Below are 20,275 nucleotides of genomic sequence, written 5' to 3'. Positions count from 1 at the left end.
GCAGCCGCTCGGCGACTACTCCACGACGAAGTCGCCCGGGTCGAGGGTCCGCGTCCACGCCCAGTAGTCGACCAAACGCCACGGGCTCAGCGTGTAGACCTCGCCGTCGGCGTTCTTGTAGAAGGAGTGCTCGACCGACGGGTGCGCCCACACCATCGTGGCCATCTCCTCCTGGCTGCGTCGCACCCAGTCGTCGCAGCGCTCCTGGCGCGGCTCCATCGCTCGGTGACCGCCGCCGACGAGATGCTCGAGACACTGTGCGATGTAGCGCATCTGGCACTCCGAGTGGAAGATCAGGCTGCCGCCGCTGGCGAGGTTGGTGCCGGGGCCGTACATGCAGAACAGGTTGGGGTACCCCGGAACGGTGATGCCGAGGTAGGCGACCGGCCGTTCCCCCCACCGCGCGCCGAGGTCCACGCCGTCGCGGCCGACGATCGACATCGGCCACAGCACCTTGTTCGCCTCGAAGCCGGTGGCGTAGACGAGGACGTCCACCGGATGGCGCCGGCCGTCGTCGGTCACCACCGCGTCCGGCTCGATCCGCGCGATGGGCGTGCGCACCAGGTCGACGTCGTCACGCGTCAGCGTGGTCAGCCAGCTGCCGTTGTCCTGCAGCGTCCTCTTGCCGGTGGCCGGATAGTCCGGCACCACCTTGGCTGCCAGCTCCGCGTCGTCGCCGATCTGGCTGGTGATCCAGTCGGTGAACATCAGGCGGGTGATCTCGTTGATCTCGCTGACCGCCCGCGTCTGGTCGGGATAGTCCGGGTCGACGCGGGCCGCAGCGAGCCCCTTGTCGCAGCCCGGCCAGAACAGCAGGAAGCGGTTTCACCTGCCGTAGAACGGAAGGTGGCGCAGCGCCCATCGCACGCCCGGCCCGACGTCGGCGTGGTAGTTCGGGTTGGGGAACATCCACTGCGCGGTCCGCTGGAAGACGGTGAGATGGGCGACGTCGTCGGCGATGGCGGGCGCGATCTGGAAACCGCTCGCCCCGGCGCCGATCATCGCGACCCGCTTGCCGCGCAGATCCACCGAGTGGTCCCACTCCGCGGAGTGGAACGCCGGACCCGCGAACGTCGCCCGGCCCGGCAGATCGGGCACCTTCGGCCTGTTCAGCTGGCCGACGGCGCTGATCACCGCCCGCGCGGTGAGGTCGGCGACCGTGCCCTCACGATCGACGGTCGTCACGGTCCAGGCGGCGCTCGCGTCGTCCCACCGCGCTGCGGTCACCTCCGTCCCCCACCGGACGTGCGGGCCGATGCCGTGCCGGGTGAGCACGCCCTCGAAGTACGCCTGCAGTTCGGGCTGCTCGGCGAAGTAGTGGGTCCACTGATCGGTGGGCTCGAAGCTGTAGCAGTAGAAGTGATTTCCGACGTCGACGCGGGCTCCGGGGTAGGTGTTCTGGTACCAGGTGCCGCCCACGCCGTCGTTGCGTTCCACGATGGTGAAGGGAATCCCCGCCTCCTTCAACCGGATTCCGGCCAGCAGGCCGGATTCGCCGCAGCCGATGACGACCACCGGGAAGTCGGCGCGCGCACCTGCGTCCGGCGGCTGGGACACCGCTCGTTCGTCGCGGCCGTCGAGCTCCATCTCCTCGAGCAGCATCGGCACGTACTCGTCGGGCACGGGTTCACAGACCAACCACTCCATCATCTCCTTGAGCAGCTCTGGGCCGACCGGCGCCGGTTCCGGGCAGCCGCGGTCGCGGTAGTCGCGGAGGACGTCGAGCGCCAGCAGGCGGGCCGTGGCCTTGTCTTCCTCGGACATGTAGCCCTGCACTTCGTTGAGGAAGAGACCGGCAGGCTTCAGTGCACCGCGGATCAGTTCCGGATCGCCGGACACGTGCACCAGCGACAGCAGCAGCGTCGGGATGCTGACGTCGAGCAGCGCCTCGACGATGGCCTCGTCGGAATCCGTAAACGGTTGTCCGGCATGTGGGTTGCGCACCGCTTGAGTGCTACCACGTTTTCAGGGTCCCGGGGCGGGTATCTCGCATCGGTGACCGAGTCAGCCCGCGACGATCAGCCCGCCGACCACGACCGCACACTGCCCGACGACGTCACCGACGAGACGGTCGAGGCGGTCGGCGCGGTGTCAGAGGCGCTCGAGTGGGTCGAGCGGGCCCGCGGGCACCTGTACTCCTTCCACCAGCTGATGGGCCACGCCGACCTCGCGCTGGGCGACGCCTGCGACAAGCTCCGGGACGCCGGCCACCCCGCGGTGGCGGACCGGCTCGAGACCGAGCTGGTGGGACGCAACGTGCTCACCGGGCGATGGACGTTCCAGATCGTCGAGGAGTTCGACGACGGGTACTGGAGCGAGTTCCGCGACCACGAGCGGCGGGTGCGCGACGAACTGCAGCACGGCCATCGGCACGTGTTCGAGGCCCGGATGAAGGAGGACCGTCGCACCCACGGTCGTGCCGGACACGAAGGGACGCCCTGACGAGCGCTACGCTCGTCGCATCTGGTCCTTCGACGATGAAGGGGGCAACGTGGAGATCGCGGCCCGGGTCAACGGCGCACCGCCCCCCGACGTCACGCGCTCGGAGATCGACCTCGGCTCCTGGGACTTCTGGGCCCTCGACGACGACCTGCGCGAGGGGGCCTTCGCGACATTGCGCCGCGAGGACCCCGTCTCCCTGCATCCCGAGTTCGTGCAGGACGGGTTCGAGGGCGGGCGCGGACACTGGGCGGTCACCCGCTACGACGACGTGTTCTACGCCAGCCGTCACCCGGAGATCTTCAGCTCCGCGCAGGGCATCACGATAGGCGACCAGACCCCGGAGCTCGCCGAGTACTTCGGCTCGATGATCGCGATGGACGACCCGCGCCACACCCGCCTGCGCAACATCGTCAGGAGCGCCTTCACGCCGCGCGTCCTGTCGATGATCGAGGACTCCGTGCGGGATCGGGCGCGCCGACTGGTCGCCGACATGGTCGCCAACCACCCCGACGGCCGGGCCGACCTGGTCGAGGAACTCGCGGGTCCGCTTCCGCTGCAGATCATCTGCGACATGATGGGCATCCCCGAGCAGGACCACGACCGGATCTTCCACTGGACCAACGTGATCCTCGGTTTCGGCGACCCCGACATCACCAGTGACTTCGACGAGTTCTTCACGGTGGCGATGGACATCGGTGCCTACGCGACGGCGCTCGCGGACGATCGCCGCGGGCGCCCGGGCGAGGACCTGACGACCAGTCTGGTGGAGGCCGAACTCGACGGCGAGCGGCTCACCTCCAGCGAGGTGGCGTCGTTCTTCATCCTGCTCGTCGTCGCGGGCAACGAGACCACGCGCAACGCGATCAGCCACGGCGTGCTGGCGTTGAGCCGGCACCCCGAGGAGCGCGACGCCTGGTGGGCCGACTACGACGCCATCGCCCCGACCGCGGTCGAGGAGGTGGTCCGCTGGGCGTCACCGGTGAGCTACATGCGGCGAACGGTGACTAGGGACGTCGAACTCAGCGGCGTCCGGCTCGGCGCCGGGGACAAGGTCACGCTCTGGTACGGGTCCGCCAACCGCGACGAGTCCAAGTTCACCGACCCGTGGACCTTCGACGTGCGCCGGAATCCCAACCCGCACCTCGGTTTCGGGGGCGGCGGTGCGCACTTTTGCCTGGGCGCGAACCTCGCCCGCCGGGAGATCACCGTGGCCTTCGAGGAGGTGCACCGGCAGGTCCCCGACCTCGTCGCGATCGGGGAACCGGACCGTCTGCAATCGGCCTTCATCCACGGCATCAAGCGCCTACCGGTCGGCTGGACGCCCCGGCGCTAGCGACGGTCAGCGGGCGGGGCGCTCGTCGGCTCGGTGCCCGTGGACGTCCTGCACCCGAACGTCGTTGGCGTCGACACCGTCGCGCACCTGGTTGCGATTCGTCTCGTCGAACCGGTCGCCGTCGGCGACGTCGGTGGACTTCACCCGCGGATCCAGGGAGTCGGCGTGCTCGCGGCGCTCGTCGAGGTCCGAGCGCGTCGCATCGACGACCTCGCGGTGACTACTCGCCCGATCGCGGAGACGTGCCGCCTCCGCGGCCTTGGCCTCGGCCTCCGCCGCGGCCGCGCGGGCCTTGGCCTCGGTCTCGGCGGCGATCGCCTCACGCTTCTCGAGCCCTTGCCCCTCGACGTGCACCTCTTCCCGGATGCGGTCGGCCTCGGCGGCGCGCTTGCGGTGAGTGGCCTTGCGGGCGACGAACGCGGCGACGAGGATCACCGCCAGGACGACGACGGCGAGGATGATCCAGGTGGTGGTCGTCATGGCGACTCCTTCGCTCGGTGGCGCGCCAGCGGGTATTGACGCACCGGACATTTTCGAGTGCCCGAACCGCACGTCGTTCAAACGTCGGCGTCACGACCTGCTCAGGTAGCGCTGCCTCTCCCAGTCGCTGACGTGCCCGGAGTACTCGACCCACTCGCTCTGGGCGATCGCGGCGAAGTCGAGGACCGACTCGACGCCGAGGATCTCGCCGATCGTGTCGTCCTGGGTGGCCAGCGCGATGGCGACGCCGAGTGACTCGGGCAGCGGCGTGCCGACGCCGTAGAGGTTGCCGCCCTCCGCCAGCGGCGGCCGGCGCCCCGCCTCCAGTCCCGCGATCACCGCGGCGAGCGCGCTCGCGACGAGCCAGTACGGGTTGGCGTCCGCGCCGCCGGTGCGCAACTCGATGCGGGTGGCCTCGGGGGCGTCCTCGATGAGTGACCGGACGGCGGCGCTGCGGTTGTCGCGGCTCCACGTCACCGTGGCCGGCGCGAACGAGTCGGCCACGAACCGGCGGTAGCCGTTCACCGAATGTGCGCCGAACAACGTGATCGACGGAAGGTGTTCCAGGAGACCGGCGATCGCATGCAGGGTGACGTCGTTCTCGTTACCCCCGTCGGCGGCGAAGGCCGGCTGATCGCCCCGCCACAGTGAGACGTGCAGATGCCCGGAGCTCCCCGAGTGCTCAGAGAACGGCTTGGGCATGAAGGTCGCGACCTTGCCGTGCCTGCGTGCCACCTCCTTGGCGGCGTACTTCAGCCGCACGCTGTCGTCGGCCGCCTCGAGCGCGTCGGTGTAGACGAGGTTCGCCTCGACCTGCCCCGGCCCGTACTCGGTCTGCACGCCCTCCAGCCGGGTGAACGCCCCGAGCGTGTCCTGCAGGTCGGAGAGGATCGGGTCGAGGGCGTTGGCGTTCTCCAGCGAGTAGGCGTGGATGTCCTCCTGGAACGGCGTGCCGTCCGGGTTCAGCAGGTAGAACTCGAGTTCGACGCCGATCTTCGCGGTGTAGCCGAGTGTTTGCAGGCGGGACAGCACGCGCTTGAGCACGCCTCTGGGGTCCAGCGGCGACGGGTGGCCGCCGTGGCGCAGGACGTCGGAGATGACGTGTCCGACCCCGGGCCGCCAGGGCAGGGTGCGGAACGTCGCGAGGTCGGGGACTGCGCGCACGTCGGGATAGCCGCTCTCCCAGTTGGTCTGACGCAGTGAGTCGATGACGGTGCCGTCGACGTTCCACCCGAGCGCGGCCTCGCAGAACGCGAATCCGGTTCCGCGGGCGCGGGCGAGGAAGGTCGACGCCGGTATCCGCTTGCCGGCGGCGTGGCCGAACGGGTCGCTCCACGCCACCTCGATCTCGCGCAGGGCGCCCTCGTCGAGGAGGCGGAGGAGTTCGAGTTCGGCGGCCGACGGGTTGCGCCGGTCCACGGTCTGGGTCACGACGACCCGACCCGGGGGCCGTGCTCCATGGTTCCGGACATGACAGGACCGCCCTTCGTCGACGCCGACCTCGGCTCGACGCAATGTATGGCCGGTCCGGGCACCGGCACCACCTCTTGGGTCAGCACGAGCGGAAGGGCGGGCGGCACCTCGCATTCGGACATGTCGATGGCGACGACGATGACGTTGCCGGTCTGCCCGGTGGCGAACACGCCACCCCGCACGTACGACGGGGGGACGGGAGTGCGCGGCGGCGCTAGCCGACGTGCGCGGCGAGCCAGCCCTGAACGCGCTGCCACGCGTCCGCGGCGGCGGTCGGGTCGTACCGCTCCCCCGTGTCGTTGAAGAAGGCGTGGTCGGCGCCCTGCTCCACGACCAGCTCGTGCACGTTGCCCGCCTCGGTCAGCGCCCGCTCGGCCGCCTCCCGGGTGGCGTTGACGCGGGCGTCCTTCTCGCCGTAGAAGCCGAGCACTGCCACGTCGCGCGAACCGCGCAGGTCCGCGCCCTCGGGCAGCGGGCCGTAGAACGGGAACGCCGCGGCGAGCTGGGGTTCACCGGCGGCCAGGAGCTGCCACACCAGACCGCCGCCCATGCAGAAGCCGATCGCCGCGAGCTTGACGCCCGGTGCCCGCCGGGCCACCTCGCCGACGCCGGAGCGCAGGTCGGCGACGAACTGCTCGGGGGTGATCTTGCTCAGCGCGGCGGTGGCCTGGGCGGGGTCGTCGAACGCACCCGTGCCGCCCTGGCCCGACAGCAGGTCGATGGCGAGCGCGGAGTAGCCGATGCCGGCGAACCGCCCGGCCACCGACGTGGCCCACTCGGTGAGGCCCTTGTTCTCGTGGATGACCAGCAGCGCGCCCTTGGGGTTCGGCGCGGCGGCCCAGGCCCCTCGCAGTTCGCCCGCCGGGCCGGCCCACGTGACCGGTTCGGTGTCCAGCTGCGTGTCGGAGCCCGGGGCGTTCCGGTCGACGGGCGCGGCTGTCGGCGACGGCGTCGTGGTGTCGCTCGAGGCGGCGGTCTGGCCGCGGTCCTCGCCGCACGCGGCGATCAGGGCGCCGGCCGCGGTGGCGCCGACGCCGATCAGCGCCATCCTGCGCAGCGCCTCGCGACGCGACATCAGCCCGTCGACGTGGTCGGTGGCGATCTCCTCGGCGATGTAGCGCTGCAGCGGGGTCACCCCCGCGAGTATGCACGGGTCTGCTCAACTGCTGCTGAAAACGCCGGTCGACAGCGAATACTGTGCGCATGGCCCATCCCGCACTCGTCGCGACGACACCGGACCTCGGTGGCCGCGTCGCGGTGGTCGCCGGTGCAACGCGGGGGGCGGGCCGGGGCATCGCCGCAGCGCTCGGCGAGGCGGGTGCCACGGTGGTGTGCACGGGCCGCACCAGTGAGACCGTCGCGATGGCGTCCGACTACGACCGCCCCGAGACCATCGAGGAGACCGCGCGCCTGGTCACCGAGCTCGGCGGGACCGGCATCGCGATGGCCGTCGACCATCTCGACGTCGCTCAGGTGAAGGCGCTCGCCGACCGTCTGCGCGCGGACTTCGGGGTCATCGACGTCCTGGTCAACGATCTCTGGGGCGCCGAGATCCTCAAGGGACCGCCGCTGTCCTGGAACCGCCCGATCTGGGAACACGACCTGGACGACGGTCTGCGCATCCTGCGGCTCGGCGTACACACCCACCTCATCACGTCGCACTGCCTGCTCCCGCTGGTGGTGACGCGGCCCGGCGGACTGCTGGTCGAGGTGACCGACGGAACCGCCGAGTTCAACGCGAACCACTACCGGGTGTCCGCGTTCTACGACCTGGCGAAGGTGTCGGTGAACCGGCTGGCCTACAGCCAGGGTCACGACCTCGCGCAGTACGGGGCGACGGCGGTGTCGGTCACCCCGGGCTGGTTGCGGTCGGAGATGATGCTCGCGAACTACGGTGTGACGGAGACCAACTGGCACATGTCTATGGACCACGGCCGCACCGACGGGTATCCCGTGGCGCCACCCGGATTCGAGGCCTCGGAGACACCCCGCTTCGTCGGTCGCGGGGTCGTCGCCATCGCGGCGGACCCGGGCCGTGCCCGCTGGAACCAACGCTCGGTCTCGTCGGCCGACCTGTCCCGGGTCTACGGGTTCACCGACACCGACGGCCGCCGGCCGGATGCGTGGGCGGAGCAGTAGCGGACCCGCCGTCGACCGGCATGTAGACAAATCGTCGAATCTGTTCACGATGTCGTTGACACCGTGGGGCCGGGCGCGGTTCCATGGCGTGGTGACCCACGCCACGAGCTACGACACCATCATCCGCAACGGCCTCTGGTTCGACGGCACGGGTGGGCAGGCGGCCGTGCGCAACCTCGGCATCCGGGACGGCCACGTCGTCGCCATCTCACCCGACGACCTCGACGAGACGGGGTGCCCCAACGTCGTCGACGCCTCCGGCAAGTGGGTGCTGCCCGGCCTGCTGGACATCCACACCCACTACGACGTGGAGGTCCTCGTCGGCCCGGCGCTGACCGAGTCGCTGCGCCACGGCGTCACGACGATCATGCTCGGCTCGTGCTCGCTGTCCACGATCCACGTCGACGGAACCGACGCCGGCGACCTCTTCGGCCGCGTGGAGGCGATCCCGCGCGAGCACGTCATCGACGCGGTGGACACGCACAAGACGTGGTCGTCGTGCGACGAGTACGTCGAGGCCCTCGAGGACCGGCCGCTGGGCCCGAACCTGGCGGCCTTCATCGGGCACTCCGACATGCGGACCGCGGTCATGGGCCTGGACCGGGCCACCCGCAAGGACGTCCGCCCGACGCGCGGTGAGCAGACGCGGATGGAGCAGATGCTCGCCGAGGCGCTGCGGGCCGGGTTCGTCGGACTCTCGTCGCAGCAGCTGCTGTTCGACAAGATCGACGGTGACGTCTGCCGGTCGCGGACCCTGCCGTCGACGTACGCGAAGGCGCGGGAGCTGCGCCGCCTGAAGTCGTTGCTGCGCAAGTCCGGTCGCGTACTGCAGTCCGGGCCCGACATCCAGAATCCGGTCAACCTGGGCTCGCAGCTGCTGCAGTCCCTCGGCATCGTCCGCAACCCGCTCAAGACCAGCCTGCTGTCGGCCGCCGACGTGAAGTCCAACCCCTACGCGATCATGCTGATGGGTCCGCTGTCCCGGTTCGTCAACACCCTGGGCGGTAATTTCCGCTGGCAGCACCTGCCGGTCCCGTTCGAGGTCTACGCCGACGGCATCGACCTCGTGGTGTTCGAGGAGTTCGGCGCCGGCGCGGCGGCGCTGCACCTCGCCGACGAGGTCGCGCGCAACGAGTTGATGCGCGACGAGGGCTACCGCCGCCGGTTCCGGAAGGACTACGAGAGCAAATTCGGCCTGCGGGTCTGGCACCGCGACTTCTTCGACGCCCACATCTCCGAGTGCCCCGACGCCGACCTCGTCGGGTTGTCGTTCGGCGAGGTCGGCGAGCGCCGCGGTCTGCACCCCGTCGACGCGTTCCTCGACCTGGTCCTCGAGCACGGTCGGGCGTTGCGGTGGCACACCACCATCTCCAATCACCGGCCCGAGGTATTGAAGAAGATGGCCCGCGAGCCCGGGATCCAGATGGGGTTCTCGGACGCGGGCGCGCACCTGCGCAACATGGCGTTCTACAACATGGGGTTGCGGCTGCTTCGGCACGTCCGCGACGCCCAACTGGCCGGCCAGGAGTTCATGACGATCGAGGCCGCGGTGCACCGGCTCACCGGTGAACTGGCGGACTGGTACCGCCTCGACGCCGGGCACCTGCGCATCGGGGACCGGGCCGACATCGCGATCATCGATCCCGAACGGCTGGACGAGTCGCTCGACGCCTACTCGGAGGCACCGGTCGAGGAGTACGGCGGCCTGTCCCGGATGGTCAACCGCAACGATGACACCGTGACCGCGGTGTTCGTCGGCGGTCGGCAGGTGTTCGCCTCGGGCGTGCCGAGCGATCTGGTCGGCAAGCAGCGGACGGGCCGGTTCCTGCGCGCGGCGCACCGAGCCCCCGCGCTTCCCACGCAGAAGGACGAGCTGACCAGTGTCGGCTGACACCATGACCGTTCAAGACGTGGTGCTCGGGCTCTGGCAGGCGCTTTCTGCCCGCGACTGGGACGGCGTCAAGGCCCATCTGTCCGACGACTGCATCTACCTCGACGTCCCGGTGGGTCCCGCCGCGGCCGCCAAGGGTCCCGACGACATCGTCAAGCGGCTGAAGATCGGGCTGGAACCGTTGGCGTCCTACGAGAACTTCAGCGGCCTGATGGTCGACGACGGCAGCAACGCGATGTACGAGCACCACGAGGAATGGCATTGGGCCACCGGTGAATCGGCGGTGCTGAAGTTCGTCTCGGTACACCGCGTCGTCGACGGCAAGGTGTCCCTCTGGAAGGACTACTGGGACATGAGCGCGCTGGCCAACCACGCACCGCCCAGCTGGCTCGAGGACTTCGCCACCGCCGACATGTCCTGGGTCTACGACGCCACCGGCGAGGTCTGACTGCGCCGACCCGCGGGGTGCCGGGTGAATCCCTAGACGCTCCAGGCCATCCGGAACCTGTCCGCCAGCTCGTCGGGCGTCGACTCGCCGTAGGTCTCGAACTCGTACCGCCGCACCGCCACGGTCGCGTCGACGGCCGGGCTGCCGAGGATGGTGCGCAGGGTCGCGGACGCCGCGAGCGCGTCGAGGATCTCCGGCTGCGACGAGGGCAGTTCCCTGACCCCGGCCGTCTCGCGCTGTTCGTCGGTCAGGTCGGCGGGGTCGACGTCGACCTCCGCCGGGATGGGCAGCGCGCGTTCGATGCCGTCGAGAGCGAGCCCGAGGATGGCGGCGGAGGCGAGGTACGGATTCGCCGACGGGTCGACGATCTTGACCTCGACGTTGGCGCCGTGTGGGTTGCCCGGGCCGCCGGTCAGGAACCGGATGGCTGCCTCGCGGTTCTCGGTCCCCCAGCACAGCGTCGCGCCGGACCAGTGACCCGGCTGGATGCGCTGGCCCGACAGGATCGAGCCGCTGAGTACGCCCTGCGCGGCGGGAAGTCCGTCGAGGAGGCCCGCGACGGCGGACTCACCCTCCGGCGTCATCCCGCTGGCGCCGGTGCCGCCCGAGAACACCGGCTCCTTTCCCCGCCGGAGCGAGAAGTGCTGATGCGCACCGGAACCGACGGAACCGGCGAACGGAACCGGCGACAGGCTGACGCGGACGCCGTGCGCGCGGGCGACCCGTGCGACGACGATCTTGGCCAGTACCAGGGCGTCGGCCGCGGCGACCGGCGTACGCGGCGCCAGCGACATCTCGAACTGGTTGGCGCCGTACTCCGGATGCAGCTGCTCGATGAGCACTCCGGCCGATGCCGCCGCCTCGGTGACGTCGCGCACGAAGCCCTCGAACTCGAGGACACCGGCCAGGCCGTACTGCGCCCACAGGTGCGACGGCAGCCGGCTGCCGTCGGGTGCGACGAGGACGAACTCCATCTCGTGGCCGACGAGCGCGGTGAATCCTGCTGTCGCCAAACGCTCTTCGATGCGCCGCAGGACGCCGCGCGTGCAGTACGGATCGGGCGCGCCGGACTGGTCGAAGAACGAGCCGGGCGCCCAGGCCAGGCCGTCGCCGAGCACGTGCAGCTCGTCGAGGTCGATGCGGATCCTGCGGTCCCCCACCACGCCGGTGTCGGGGCCGAACACGATGCCGCTCTGGTCGACCGCGAAGACGTGCCAGACCGGGCTCGCACCCAGGCCGGGGTCTGAGAACGCGTCGATGCGCTGCACGGGAACGGTCTTCGCGTGGATCAGGCCCGCAGGGCTGACCACCGTGCCGAGGATCGTCGAGACGTCGTGGGCCGCGAGGTCGGAGACGCGATTGGCTGACATCCGGCCATTGTGCCGGTTGCGGTGGTCGGTTACAGCGTGATCTTGCAGGCTTGTCCGATGTCGAGGGTGCGCAGCATCCGGCCCATGCCGATCCACATGGCACACGACAGGGCGAGGTCGGTCAGCAGTTCGTCGCTGAACTGCCGGCTGCAGCGGTCCCAGAAGTCCTCGTCGTCGCGCAGCGCGGTGTGGTCGGCGGCGAAGCGCTCGGCGAACTCCGCGGCGATGCGCTCCTGCTCGTCGTAGCCGGGCCAGGTCCGCCACTCGGCAGCGTGGTCGTAGAGGTCCTCGTCGACGCCGGCCGCGGCGCCTTCGGAATCGCGAGTGTTCTGGCAGACGACGCACTCGTTGTCCAGGGCGATCACCATGCGCGCCAGTTCGCGGACCCGCATCGGCAAGCGGCTCTTGGTGTAGACCGCGTGGGTGAAACCGGCCATCGCGGTACCGATGTCGGGTGACTTGACGATCCAGGCGGCGGCATCGTCGGCGGCGAAGGATCCAATCCGGCTCATGCTCGGATGGTACGCCCGCCGCCGCGAAAGTGGAACACGTTCTAGTTCTCGGTGGGCACGCCGACCTGCCGCGGTCGCGTCCTAGGTCTCGGTGCGCTCGAGTGAGCGCACCGAGACGTCAGGAGGCGAAGCGAGGGGCCTACGCGCCGCCCTCGCTGTTGCTGCCCGGGGGGCGCGAGACGCACTGCGCCGCGTACAGCTGGTCACCGAGCTTGTCCATGAGCTGCAGCTGGGTCTCGAGGTAGTCGATGTGCAGCTCCTCGTCGGCCAGGATCGTCTCCAGCAGCTTCGCGCTGGTCTGATCCTCCTTGGCGCGGCACATCGTCACACCCGGCCGCAGCCGCTCCACGACCTCGTATTCGATGGCGAGATCGGACTCGAACTGCTCGCGCAGCGTCTGGCCCACCCGCAGCGAGAACAGCCTCTGGTAGTTCGGCAGCCCGTCGAGAAGCAGGATGCGGTCGGTGACGGCCTCCGCGTGACGCATTTCCTCGAACGATTCATCGCGCGTGTGACTCGCCAATTCGGTGAATCCCCAATTCTCCTGCATCTTCGAATGGAGGAAATACTGGTTGATCGCCGTGAGTTCACTCGTCAATTGCTCGTTGAGTAGCTTCAGGACTTCGGGATCGCCTTGCATGAATCGCTCCTTGGGCGCGAGCCGGACTGGGCTCCGACGCCGAGATCGTCGGTACGTCAGAGGCTGTCTGACGCCCCCAATCTAGTGCACCCGCGTGCCCGCGACAGCGCGGATCGCGGGGCATTTTCACCGTTTTACGTGCAGCGTTGGTTAGGCAAACCTAGGAATCGGGCCATCGGCGTGTGACCCTCTGGACTGGCTACCCTTAGTAAGGTTAGACTGGGCTAACTTCACGACCGCGGTGTCGCCGTCCGGCGGCATGCGCGCCCGACCCGAGGCGGTGACGGTGACCGAAAGCGGAATTCCCGTCGTCTCCATTCGGTCCCGGCAATTCCACGTGGTCGCGCCGTCTACGACGTCCGGAATGGCGGACCGGCACGCGTCGCGGCGCCATTGCATCGCATCGCAATGCGCCATTTCCGACGAGCGGATGCACTGATGTTCGTCTGCCTGTGCACCGGTGTGACCAGCCAGGTGGTCACCGATCTGGTGGCGTCGGGTGCGTCGACGTCGCGTCAGATCGCCGACGCCTGCGGCGCGGGCTCGGACTGCGGGCGCTGCCGGCGGACCGTGCGCGCCATCATCGCCGCGTCGGCGACCCAGAAGTGCCCGATGCACGCCGCGAGCTGACTCAGTCCGACTTCCGGTCGGCGAACTCCGCGAGCGCCTCGGCGTTGGCGATCCCGCCGAGAAGCACCTCGAACTGCGCATACTCCCGTTTCGCCGCAGCGGCGATCTCGTCCCGCGTCGGGTCCACGATCGTCTGCTTGACCGCCATCAGGCTCGGAATCGACCGCGACGCAAGCACTTTCGCGTGTCGATCGGCCTCAGCCAGAAGATCGTCGGGTTCGCATACCTTCCACGCCAGGCCCATGCGCAGCGCCTCCTCGGCCCCCACCCACTCCGACGACAGCAGCATCCACGCCGCGTTCTGGCGACCGATGAGACGGGGCAGCAGGTAGGACGACGCAGCCTCCGGTGCCACCCCGAGGCTGGTGAACGGGCACTTCAACCGGGCGGTCGAGGACATGAAGACGAGGTCGGCATAGCCGAGGATCGTCGCGCCGATGCCGACGCCGAGGCCGTTGACCGCGAGGATCAGCGGCTTGCGCAGCGCCGTGAGCGCCTCGATCATCCCGGGGAAGCCGTGCTCGCCCGACGCGAAGTCCGGATCGGTGATGCGGGCCTGCATCTCGACGAGGTCGTTGCCCGCCGAGAACGCGCGGCCGGTGCCCGTGAGCACGACGACCGCCACCGACGGGTCGGCGTCCGCCTCGAGCAGCGCCACGGTCGTGGCGTCGTAGAGGGCCTCGTTGAACGCGTTGAGCGCTTCCGGGCGGTTCAGGGTGAGGGTGCGTACGCCGTCGGCGTCGTCGATCGCTACGAGCACGCCACGACATTAGGTCACGAACGCCCCGGGTCGTGGGTTCACGTGCCGTAGATGCGCGTGGGGGCGACGAGCACGACGGTGCGGCGCTGCTCGGCCATCGTCGCGTCGTAGGCGTCCCAGTCGTCGTGCGTGCCGCCCGCGGCACGGAACACCTCGCGCAGCAGCAACCGCAGCGCATCGGGGTCGGTGAGCCAGGGCTGCGGATCGTCGGGTCCGACGAGTTCGGCCGTGCCCTCGACGGTGGCGAACCGCCAGCCGCTGCGGAAGGTCACGGCGGTCTGCGGACGCGCCCGCAGGTTCGTCAGCTTGACCCGCCCGTAGGTGACGTAGGCGAGCACCTCGGCGCCCGACACGGGATGCGGGATGACCCCGGCGTTGATCAGCGACGACTGGATCGTCTGGTCGCCCCGAAGCGTCGCGACCACGGCGAGTCCGCTGTCTGCGGCGGCCAGCGCGTAGGCGTCCTGAAGTGTCGTCACGGGGATCGCTCCTGGGAGAAGGGGGTGCGGAGGAGGTAGCGGCTGGTGGGCACCGTGTCGACGTTCTCGTTGGCGCCGAAGGCCGTGGTGCTGGCGATCATGCGGGTCATCCGGTCGCTCAGGTCGGCGTCGTCGGCGGCACCGAAGAAGGCGTGCAGATCGCCGGTGGCCTCGATCGGGAAGTTCTCCTCGACGATGGCGGAGACGACGGGGGCGTCCGGCGTCAGCGCCCGCACCACGGTGTTCTGGGTGTACCCGAACGTCGACTGCGTGGCGAGGGCGACCGGGGTGTGGTCCACATGCCAACGCGCCAACCAGGTCTCGACGTCGAGCGACACCGGCCGCCGTAGCAGGGCGACGTTGGCGAAGCCCGCGGTGCGCTCGCCGAGCACGTCCGGAGGTGGCAGCGGGACCGACTCGGTGACCAGATACGCGGCCGGCGAGTCGGCCTCGCGGCCGAGGAGGTCGAGCGCCGCGGCGGTCTGGTCGCCGTAGTACTGCTGCGTCCACAGCGTCACCAGGGCCACCACGGGCGGGTCGAGCGTCGTCAGGGTCATCAGCGAATCCCGCACCGCGCCGTCGCGGACGTTGACCGCGAGGCCCGGCACGCCGAGCGCGAGCAGCTCCCCCGCGACCTCGCCGCGAAGACGCGCACACCATGCCTCGTCGGCCTCCGAACGGCGCAGCGTCACGATCACCTTCTCCACGACACGAACCTACTCACCTCAGAAGATGGGCGACGGCGCGCGGTCGGGGTACAAAAGGGGCGTGTTCAAGGCTCTGGCGGTCCGGCCCGCCGCACCGGACGTCGGCGCGGTGGTGCGGAGCCTGCTGGGCGTCCTCGTCGCCGCCGGACTCGGCCTGTATCTGCTCGGTCCCTCGGCGGCACTGGCCGCGGGAGGCGCGGCGGCGATCGCCGGCGCCGCAGCGCTGCAGGACAGTCCGCACGGTCGCTTCCCGATCGTCGTCGGGGTCTCGGTCGCGATGGGTGCGGCCGTCCTCCTCGGTGCGTCCACCTCCGCCTACTGGCCGGTGTTCGTCGTCGCGGTCGCCATAGGCTGCTTCCTCGCCGGGCTGGCGTGGGCGGCGGGACGGAACGCCGGCCTGCTCGCCGCCGCGGGCTGCGTCCTGCTCGTCATCGCGCCTCCGACGCCGCCGTCCTGGGCGGGCGTGGTGGGATCCGCGGCGCTGGCGGTCCTCGCCGGGCTGGCCCAGGCGGCGATGATCGCCCTGTGGCCGCGCCGGCGGTGGCAGGTGCAACGCCAGGCGTTGACGGTCGCCTATCGGTCGCTGGCCGCGGACGCGCGTGCCCTGGCCGAGGATCCGAGCGGCGAGATAGCCGCCGCACCGCTGCGGCGCCTGCGCGAGGTCTTCACCTTCACTCCCGAGCAGGCCGTCCGCCACCCGCTCGCCTACCGCGCCTGGTACCGGCTGCCGGAGCGGATCGGCGTCACGCTGGCCGCGCTCGCCGGCCGGTCGAACGTCGACCACGGGCTGTCCCCCATCCTGGCCGCGGCGGCCGACGTGCTCGATGCGGTGGCTCGCCCGACGCGGGCCAACGCGAAGGTCACCGGCTACGCGATGGGCCGCTTCGACGCGGTGGCGGCCGGTGCGTCGGACCTCGAGTCGCCCCTGATCCGCAGGCTGTCCGCCCAACTGCGGGACGCGGCCGCGCTGCGCTACGGCGAGGCCGCACCGGACACCGCAGAACTGGCGCAGCGCCGCCGGCCGGGCCTGGTCGGCACCGCGGCCCAGGCCGCCGCGCTGATCCGTGGGCAAGTGGACGCCGATTCGCCGGTGATGCGCCACGCGATCCGGCTGTCGGTCGCCGCGGGCTGCGGTGTCGCCATCGCACGGGTGGCCGACGTCGCGCAGGGCTACTGGATCCCGTTGACCATCGTGATGGTGCTGCGGCCCGAGACGGCCCACACCTACACGCGGTGCGTGGGACGCGTCGCGGGCATCGCGGCGGGGGTGGCGGTGGCGACCCTCATCACCCTGGTGCTGCATCCGGCCGGACCGTTCGCGGCACTGTGCGGCGTGCTGCTGCTGGGTGCGGTGTACGCGGTCGCCGGCCGCGGATACGTGATGGTGACGGCCGCGCTCTCGGCGGCCCTGGTGTTCCTCGTCGATGTCTCGGGCGTCGCGGGTCTGGTGACCATGGGCGACCGGGTGATCGCGGCACTGATCGGCGGCGTGCTCGCGATCCTCGCCCACGTCGTCCTGCCCGACCGGACGTCGGTTCGACTGCGGCAGCGCGCCGGAGAACTGCTCAAGGCCGAGATCGACTACGCGGCAACCGTGCTGCGCGCGTCCGTGCACGACGTCGAGCGGCCGGGTGAGCAGATGGCGGCGGCGTGGGACAGGGCCCTGCGCGCCCGGGCGGCGTTCGAGGCGTCGGCGGCGACCGGTCTGATGGACGATCGGCAGCTTCGCCGGTGGCTGAGTTCCTACCGCGCCGGCCTCAACGCCGTCACCGCGTCCTGCGCGGCGCTCGAGGCGAACCTCCCAGCCCGGCGCGCGGCCGAGACGTCGACCGCGCTGGCCAGTGCGGTCGACGAGTACGTCGAGGCGCTGCGTGGTGATCCGCAGACGGCCGGCCTCGCGTGGACGCTCGACGTCACCACACTCGTCGCCGCTGCGGGTCGCGTGCGGGCCGAACTCGCCGGCGTCGACGACGGGTCCGCCCGGGTGCTGCTCACCGAGATCGAGGCCGTCACCGGCCATCTGGTGCAGATCGGGTCGCTGCAGCGCGTCAGCGAGCCCACTTCGGGCTGATGAACACGCCCTCGGCCTCCACCGTCACCCCGGACGCATCCGAGAGATGCCCGACGGCGTAGGTCTTGATGCCCTCGCTGCGGACGATCCTGGCCTCGACGTGCAGGTCGCCCAGCGGCGTCGTCCGTAGGTAGCGCATGGAGATGGTGCCGGTGAGCCGGGGATGGTCGGCGCTGCTGGCGGCCTCTCCCAGGACGTGGTCGAGGATCAGGGCCGACATCCCGCCGTGAACGTGCCCGGGTGGGCCCTCGTAGGCCGCGCCGAGATGGAAGTCGGCGTACTTGCCGCCGTCGGGCGCGCGGTGCAGGACCAGCGGTGGCGCCACCGGATTGCGCAGCCCGATCACCGGGTTGCCCCACGGCATCTGCCCGCCCTCGGAGAGCCGCACCCCGAACGCTCCGTCGAGCTGTCGGCTGCGCAACCGGGCCGTCGCGGCGTCGATCTCGGCCTTGGCGACCGCGACGACGTCTGCGTCCACCTCGGTGCGGATGGTGGCGTCGATCAGGTCGCGCACCGACTCGGTGAGCGGCCCGAAGATCCCGCGCAGCCGCTCGACGTCGGCGGAATCAAGGCTCTCGATGGTGAACTCGACCACGGCTGCACTAGAACACGTTCTAGTGCTCGGTGTCGAGTCGTCGACGGATCACAGCGCGGTGGGCGCCTCGTCGAGGAGGAGCTGCCGGACGACGGGCCGCGCCCAGCGGATCAGTTCGTCGTGGCTGAGCATGACGACCGCGGGGTTGTTCAGCACGTAGCGGGTGGTGGCCAGCCCGATGATGAACGCGCCCATGAGGCCTGCGCGTTGGGCGGGGTGGTCGGGTGTGACCGCAGCCAGCGTGGGTGCGACCTGGGTGGCGAACACCTTGCGCATGGTGTCGGCGGCGGTCGGGCTGGTCATCGCCGCGCGCAGCAGGGCGACGAACGTCGTGTCGTCCTCCCACACGGCGAAGAACTTGGGCAGCAGGACGTCGGCCACCTCGTCGGGGTGCACGCCCGTGAGGTCCGGCAGGTCGAGGGTGAACTCGGCGGCCGCGGCGAAGAGGTCCTGCTTGCTGCCGAAGTACCGGATCACCAACGCGGCGTCCACGCCGACGTCGGCGGCGATGGCACGCAGCGTGGCGCGGTCGTAGCCGTCGCTGCCGAAACGCGAACGCGCGGCGGCGAGAATCTGGGCTCGAGTGTCCGCGGCATTGCGGGCTCTGGTGGTGGCCATGCCCTCCAGGGTAAGTCACCCATCGTTGACACCCTCGGAGGACGAGCCTAGGGTTCAAGTCATCAACTGTTGACTTACTCCCGGAGGCCGCGATGACCATGCACCCCGTCCTCGTCGTCGGTGCCGGCCCCACCGGCCTCACCGCCGCGTTCGAACTGGCCCGGCTCGGTGTCGACGTCCGGATCGTCGACCGAGCGACCGCGCCGTCCACCACGTCGCGCGCCCTCGGGGTGCAGGCCCGGACCCTCGAACTGCTGCGCCCCCGCGACGTCGCCGACGCGATGCTGCTCGAGAGCAACCGCGTGTACCGCACCGCGCTGCACGCGGACGGGAACCGGATCGCCGGCATCCACTTCGACGGCATGCCCAGCGAATACGACTTCATCCTGATGCTCGCGCAATCCGAGACCGAGCGGCTGCTCGCGTCGCGTGCCGCCGAACTCGGCGTCACCGTTGAGCGCGGCGTCGAGTTCGTGGCCCTCGAGCAGGACGACGACGCCGTGCGGGTGACGTTGCGGCACAGCGGCGGTCGGGTGGAGATCGCGACGGCCTCCTACGTCGTCGCCGCGGACGGTTCGCACAGCCCGGTCCGCAAGGCGCTCGGCGTGTCCTTCGAGGGTCGGTCGCTGCCGCAGAACTACGTCCTCGGCGACGTACACCTCGCCGGAGCGATGCCCGAGGACCAACTTTCGATCTTCCTCGCCGCCAACGGCTTCCTCGCCGTCTTCCCGATGGGTGGCGGCCGGTTCCGCTTCATGGCCACCGACCCGGACGGCGTCACCGGCGACGACGCCGAGCCGACGCTTGCCGACCTCCAGACGCTCTACGACCGGACCGTCCACGTCCCGGCCCAAGTGCACGGGCTGAACTGGAGTTCGCGCTTCCGGATCAACAGTCGGGTCGCCGGCACCCTGCGCCGCGGGCGGGTGTTCCTCGGTGGCGACGCCGCACACGTGCACAGTCCGGCGGGTGGGCAGGGCATGAACGCCGGCATCCAGGACATGATCAACCTGGCGTGGAAGCTCGCGCTCGTCCTCGACGGGACCGCCACGCCCGACCTGCTGGACACCTACGAGGCTGACCGGCTCCCGGTGATCCGTGCGCTCGTCGCGATGACCGAACGGGCCACCGCGGTGTTCAACTCGACCAATCCCCTCGCGCACGCCGCGCTGACCAGGTTCGCGCCATTCGTCCTGTCGCGGCGGGCCGTCCGGCGCACGGCCCCGGCGCGACTCGGTCAGCTCAGCGCGACGTACCGGCTCGGGTCGCTCGCCGCAGGCGGCGGTGGGCTCGGCGGCCTGCGGGCGGGCGACCGGGTTCCCGACGTGGCGCTACCCGCCGGTCGTCTCTACGACCTGGTCAACGGAACCAGGCCGACGCTGCTGCTGGTCGGCGAAAACCCGGCGATCGAGGCGGTGCGGCGCGACTGGGCGGGTGTCCCGGTCGTCCGGGTGGCCTCGCTCGCCGACCTCGCCCCCGCCGGCGGCTGGCTGCTGATCCGGCCCGACGGGTACGTCGCCGCGGCTGGGACCGATCGCGACGGACGCCGGCTGACGGCGTGGCTGGACCGCTGGCTCCTACCCGTGTTGTCCCGCGAGCAGACGCAGAGTCCCCTCTTTAGCAGGAAATAAGGGGACTTCGTGTCTGCTCGCGAGAAAGATCGGCGGGCGTGACCTAACACGATCGA

The 20,275-nt window shown here is 70.4% G+C and carries 20 protein-coding genes and 1 pseudogene; 8 read left to right on the top strand and 13 right to left on the bottom strand.

What is annotated here, in order from left to right; genetic code table 11:
- Positions 1-15: 15 nt before the first annotated feature.
- A pseudogene (locus G6N64_RS21180) lies at positions 16-1,944 on the bottom strand (flavin-containing monooxygenase).
- Between G6N64_RS21180 and G6N64_RS21175 the strand changes: the two are divergent.
- Together G6N64_RS21175 and G6N64_RS21170 are read left to right on the top strand one after the other, a co-directional pair.
- Positions 1,930-2,442 carry a hypothetical protein gene (locus tag G6N64_RS21175; RefSeq protein WP_276018161.1) on the top strand — a complete coding sequence of 171 codons (513 nt, stop codon included), beginning with the start codon at positions 1,930-1,932 and terminating at the stop codon, positions 2,440-2,442. The pseudogene G6N64_RS21180 and the gene G6N64_RS21175 overlap by 15 nt on opposite strands.
- A gap of 49 nt (positions 2,443-2,491) precedes the next feature.
- Complete coding sequence (locus G6N64_RS21170) at positions 2,492-3,775, top strand: cytochrome P450 (protein WP_163799489.1); 1,284 nt, start codon at positions 2,492-2,494, stop codon at positions 3,773-3,775.
- Between the two features lie 6 nt (positions 3,776-3,781).
- Here G6N64_RS21170 and G6N64_RS21165 read toward each other — a convergent pair whose 3' ends face one another.
- The 4 genes from G6N64_RS21165 to G6N64_RS21155 form a co-directional block, all read right to left on the bottom strand.
- On the bottom strand, positions 3,782-4,255 hold the full coding sequence (locus G6N64_RS21165) for a hypothetical protein (protein ID WP_197748295.1): 474 nt from the start codon (positions 4,253-4,255) through the stop codon (positions 3,782-3,784).
- 90 nt (positions 4,256-4,345) lie between these two features.
- Positions 4,346-5,686, bottom strand: a complete 1,341-nt coding sequence (locus tag G6N64_RS21160) for a glutamine synthetase family protein (protein ID WP_246230741.1) — start codon at positions 5,684-5,686, stop codon at positions 4,346-4,348.
- Positions 5,683-5,898: a hypothetical protein gene (locus tag G6N64_RS30300; RefSeq protein ID WP_246230740.1), complete on the bottom strand. Its 216-nt coding sequence runs from the start codon at positions 5,896-5,898 to the stop codon at positions 5,683-5,685. The genes G6N64_RS21160 and G6N64_RS30300 overlap by 4 nt, the downstream gene beginning before the upstream one ends.
- Before the next feature lie 44 nt (positions 5,899-5,942).
- On the bottom strand, positions 5,943-6,863 hold the full coding sequence (locus tag G6N64_RS21155) for a dienelactone hydrolase family protein (protein ID WP_163799484.1): 921 nt from the start codon (positions 6,861-6,863) through the stop codon (positions 5,943-5,945).
- Between the two features lie 68 nt (positions 6,864-6,931).
- On the opposite strand from G6N64_RS21155, the gene G6N64_RS21150 reads away from it, so the two are divergent.
- From G6N64_RS21150 to G6N64_RS21140, 3 genes are read left to right on the top strand one after another with little or no spacing between them, the layout of a single operon-like run.
- Positions 6,932-7,867: an SDR family oxidoreductase gene (locus tag G6N64_RS21150; RefSeq protein ID WP_163799483.1), complete on the top strand. Its 936-nt coding sequence runs from the start codon at positions 6,932-6,934 to the stop codon at positions 7,865-7,867.
- 49 nt (positions 7,868-7,916) lie between these two features.
- Positions 7,917-9,758, top strand: a complete 1,842-nt coding sequence (locus tag G6N64_RS21145; RefSeq protein WP_163799481.1) for an N-acyl-D-amino-acid deacylase family protein — start codon at positions 7,917-7,919, stop codon at positions 9,756-9,758.
- A gap of 4 nt (positions 9,759-9,762) precedes the next feature.
- A complete protein-coding gene (locus tag G6N64_RS21140; RefSeq protein WP_163799479.1) occupies positions 9,763-10,206 on the top strand; it encodes a nuclear transport factor 2 family protein in 444 nt (147 codons plus the stop codon).
- 32 nt (positions 10,207-10,238) lie between these two features.
- Here G6N64_RS21140 and G6N64_RS21135 read toward each other — a convergent pair whose 3' ends face one another.
- From G6N64_RS21135 to bfr, 3 genes are all read right to left on the bottom strand, one after another.
- On the bottom strand, positions 10,239-11,576 hold the full coding sequence (locus G6N64_RS21135; RefSeq protein ID WP_163799477.1) for a type I glutamate--ammonia ligase: 1,338 nt from the start codon (positions 11,574-11,576) through the stop codon (positions 10,239-10,241).
- Positions 11,577-11,605: 29 nt separating this feature from the next.
- Positions 11,606-12,088, bottom strand: a complete 483-nt coding sequence (locus tag G6N64_RS21130; protein WP_163799475.1) for a carboxymuconolactone decarboxylase family protein — start codon at positions 12,086-12,088, stop codon at positions 11,606-11,608.
- Between the two features lie 139 nt (positions 12,089-12,227).
- Positions 12,228-12,728 (bottom strand): bacterioferritin, encoded by a 501-nt coding sequence (gene bfr, locus G6N64_RS21125; protein ID WP_163799474.1) that lies wholly within the window; start codon positions 12,726-12,728, stop codon positions 12,228-12,230.
- A gap of 438 nt (positions 12,729-13,166) precedes the next feature.
- Between bfr and G6N64_RS21120 the strand changes: the two genes are divergently transcribed.
- Positions 13,167-13,358, top strand: coding sequence for a (2Fe-2S)-binding protein (locus tag G6N64_RS21120; protein ID WP_163799472.1), 192 nt, complete (start codon positions 13,167-13,169; stop codon positions 13,356-13,358).
- 1 nt (position 13,359) lies between these two features.
- Here G6N64_RS21120 and G6N64_RS21115 read toward each other — a convergent pair whose 3' ends face one another.
- From G6N64_RS21115 to G6N64_RS21105, 3 genes are read right to left on the bottom strand one after another with little or no spacing between them, the layout of a single operon-like run.
- A complete protein-coding gene (locus G6N64_RS21115) occupies positions 13,360-14,118 on the bottom strand; it encodes an enoyl-CoA hydratase/isomerase family protein (protein WP_163799469.1) in 759 nt (252 codons plus the stop codon).
- A gap of 38 nt (positions 14,119-14,156) precedes the next feature.
- Positions 14,157-14,597, bottom strand: a complete 441-nt coding sequence (locus G6N64_RS21110; protein ID WP_163799467.1) for a TIGR03618 family F420-dependent PPOX class oxidoreductase — start codon at positions 14,595-14,597, stop codon at positions 14,157-14,159.
- Positions 14,594-15,304, bottom strand: coding sequence for a hypothetical protein (locus G6N64_RS21105; RefSeq protein ID WP_174266855.1), 711 nt, complete (start codon positions 15,302-15,304; stop codon positions 14,594-14,596). Before G6N64_RS21105 ends, G6N64_RS21110 begins: the two co-directional genes overlap by 4 nt.
- A gap of 61 nt (positions 15,305-15,365) precedes the next feature.
- Between G6N64_RS21105 and G6N64_RS21100 the strand changes: the two genes are divergently transcribed.
- On the top strand, positions 15,366-17,375 hold the full coding sequence (locus tag G6N64_RS21100; protein ID WP_163799465.1) for an FUSC family protein: 2,010 nt from the start codon (positions 15,366-15,368) through the stop codon (positions 17,373-17,375).
- Here G6N64_RS21100 and G6N64_RS21095 read toward each other — a convergent pair.
- Both G6N64_RS21095 and G6N64_RS21090 read right to left on the bottom strand, forming a co-directional pair.
- On the bottom strand, positions 17,353-17,970 hold the full coding sequence (locus G6N64_RS21095) for a PaaI family thioesterase (RefSeq protein ID WP_163799463.1): 618 nt from the start codon (positions 17,968-17,970) through the stop codon (positions 17,353-17,355). The genes G6N64_RS21100 and G6N64_RS21095 overlap by 23 nt on opposite strands.
- A 48-nt stretch (positions 17,971-18,018) precedes the next feature.
- The gene (locus tag G6N64_RS21090) at positions 18,019-18,588 is read right to left on the bottom strand and encodes a TetR/AcrR family transcriptional regulator (protein ID WP_163799461.1); all 570 of its coding nucleotides are present in this window, start codon (positions 18,586-18,588) and stop codon (positions 18,019-18,021) included.
- A gap of 92 nt (positions 18,589-18,680) precedes the next feature.
- On the opposite strand from G6N64_RS21090, the gene G6N64_RS21085 reads away from it, so the two are divergent.
- Positions 18,681-20,219, top strand: a complete 1,539-nt coding sequence (locus G6N64_RS21085) for an FAD-dependent oxidoreductase (protein WP_246230738.1) — start codon at positions 18,681-18,683, stop codon at positions 20,217-20,219.
- Positions 20,220-20,275: the final 56 nt, after the last annotated feature.

This window comes from Mycolicibacterium sediminis, from assembly GCF_010731735.1.
Lineage (GTDB): Bacteria > Actinomycetota > Actinomycetes > Mycobacteriales > Mycobacteriaceae > Mycobacterium > Mycobacterium sediminis.
The sequence above is the reverse complement of the archived record's forward strand: the minus strand, read 5'-3'. Positions and strand labels throughout refer to the sequence as shown.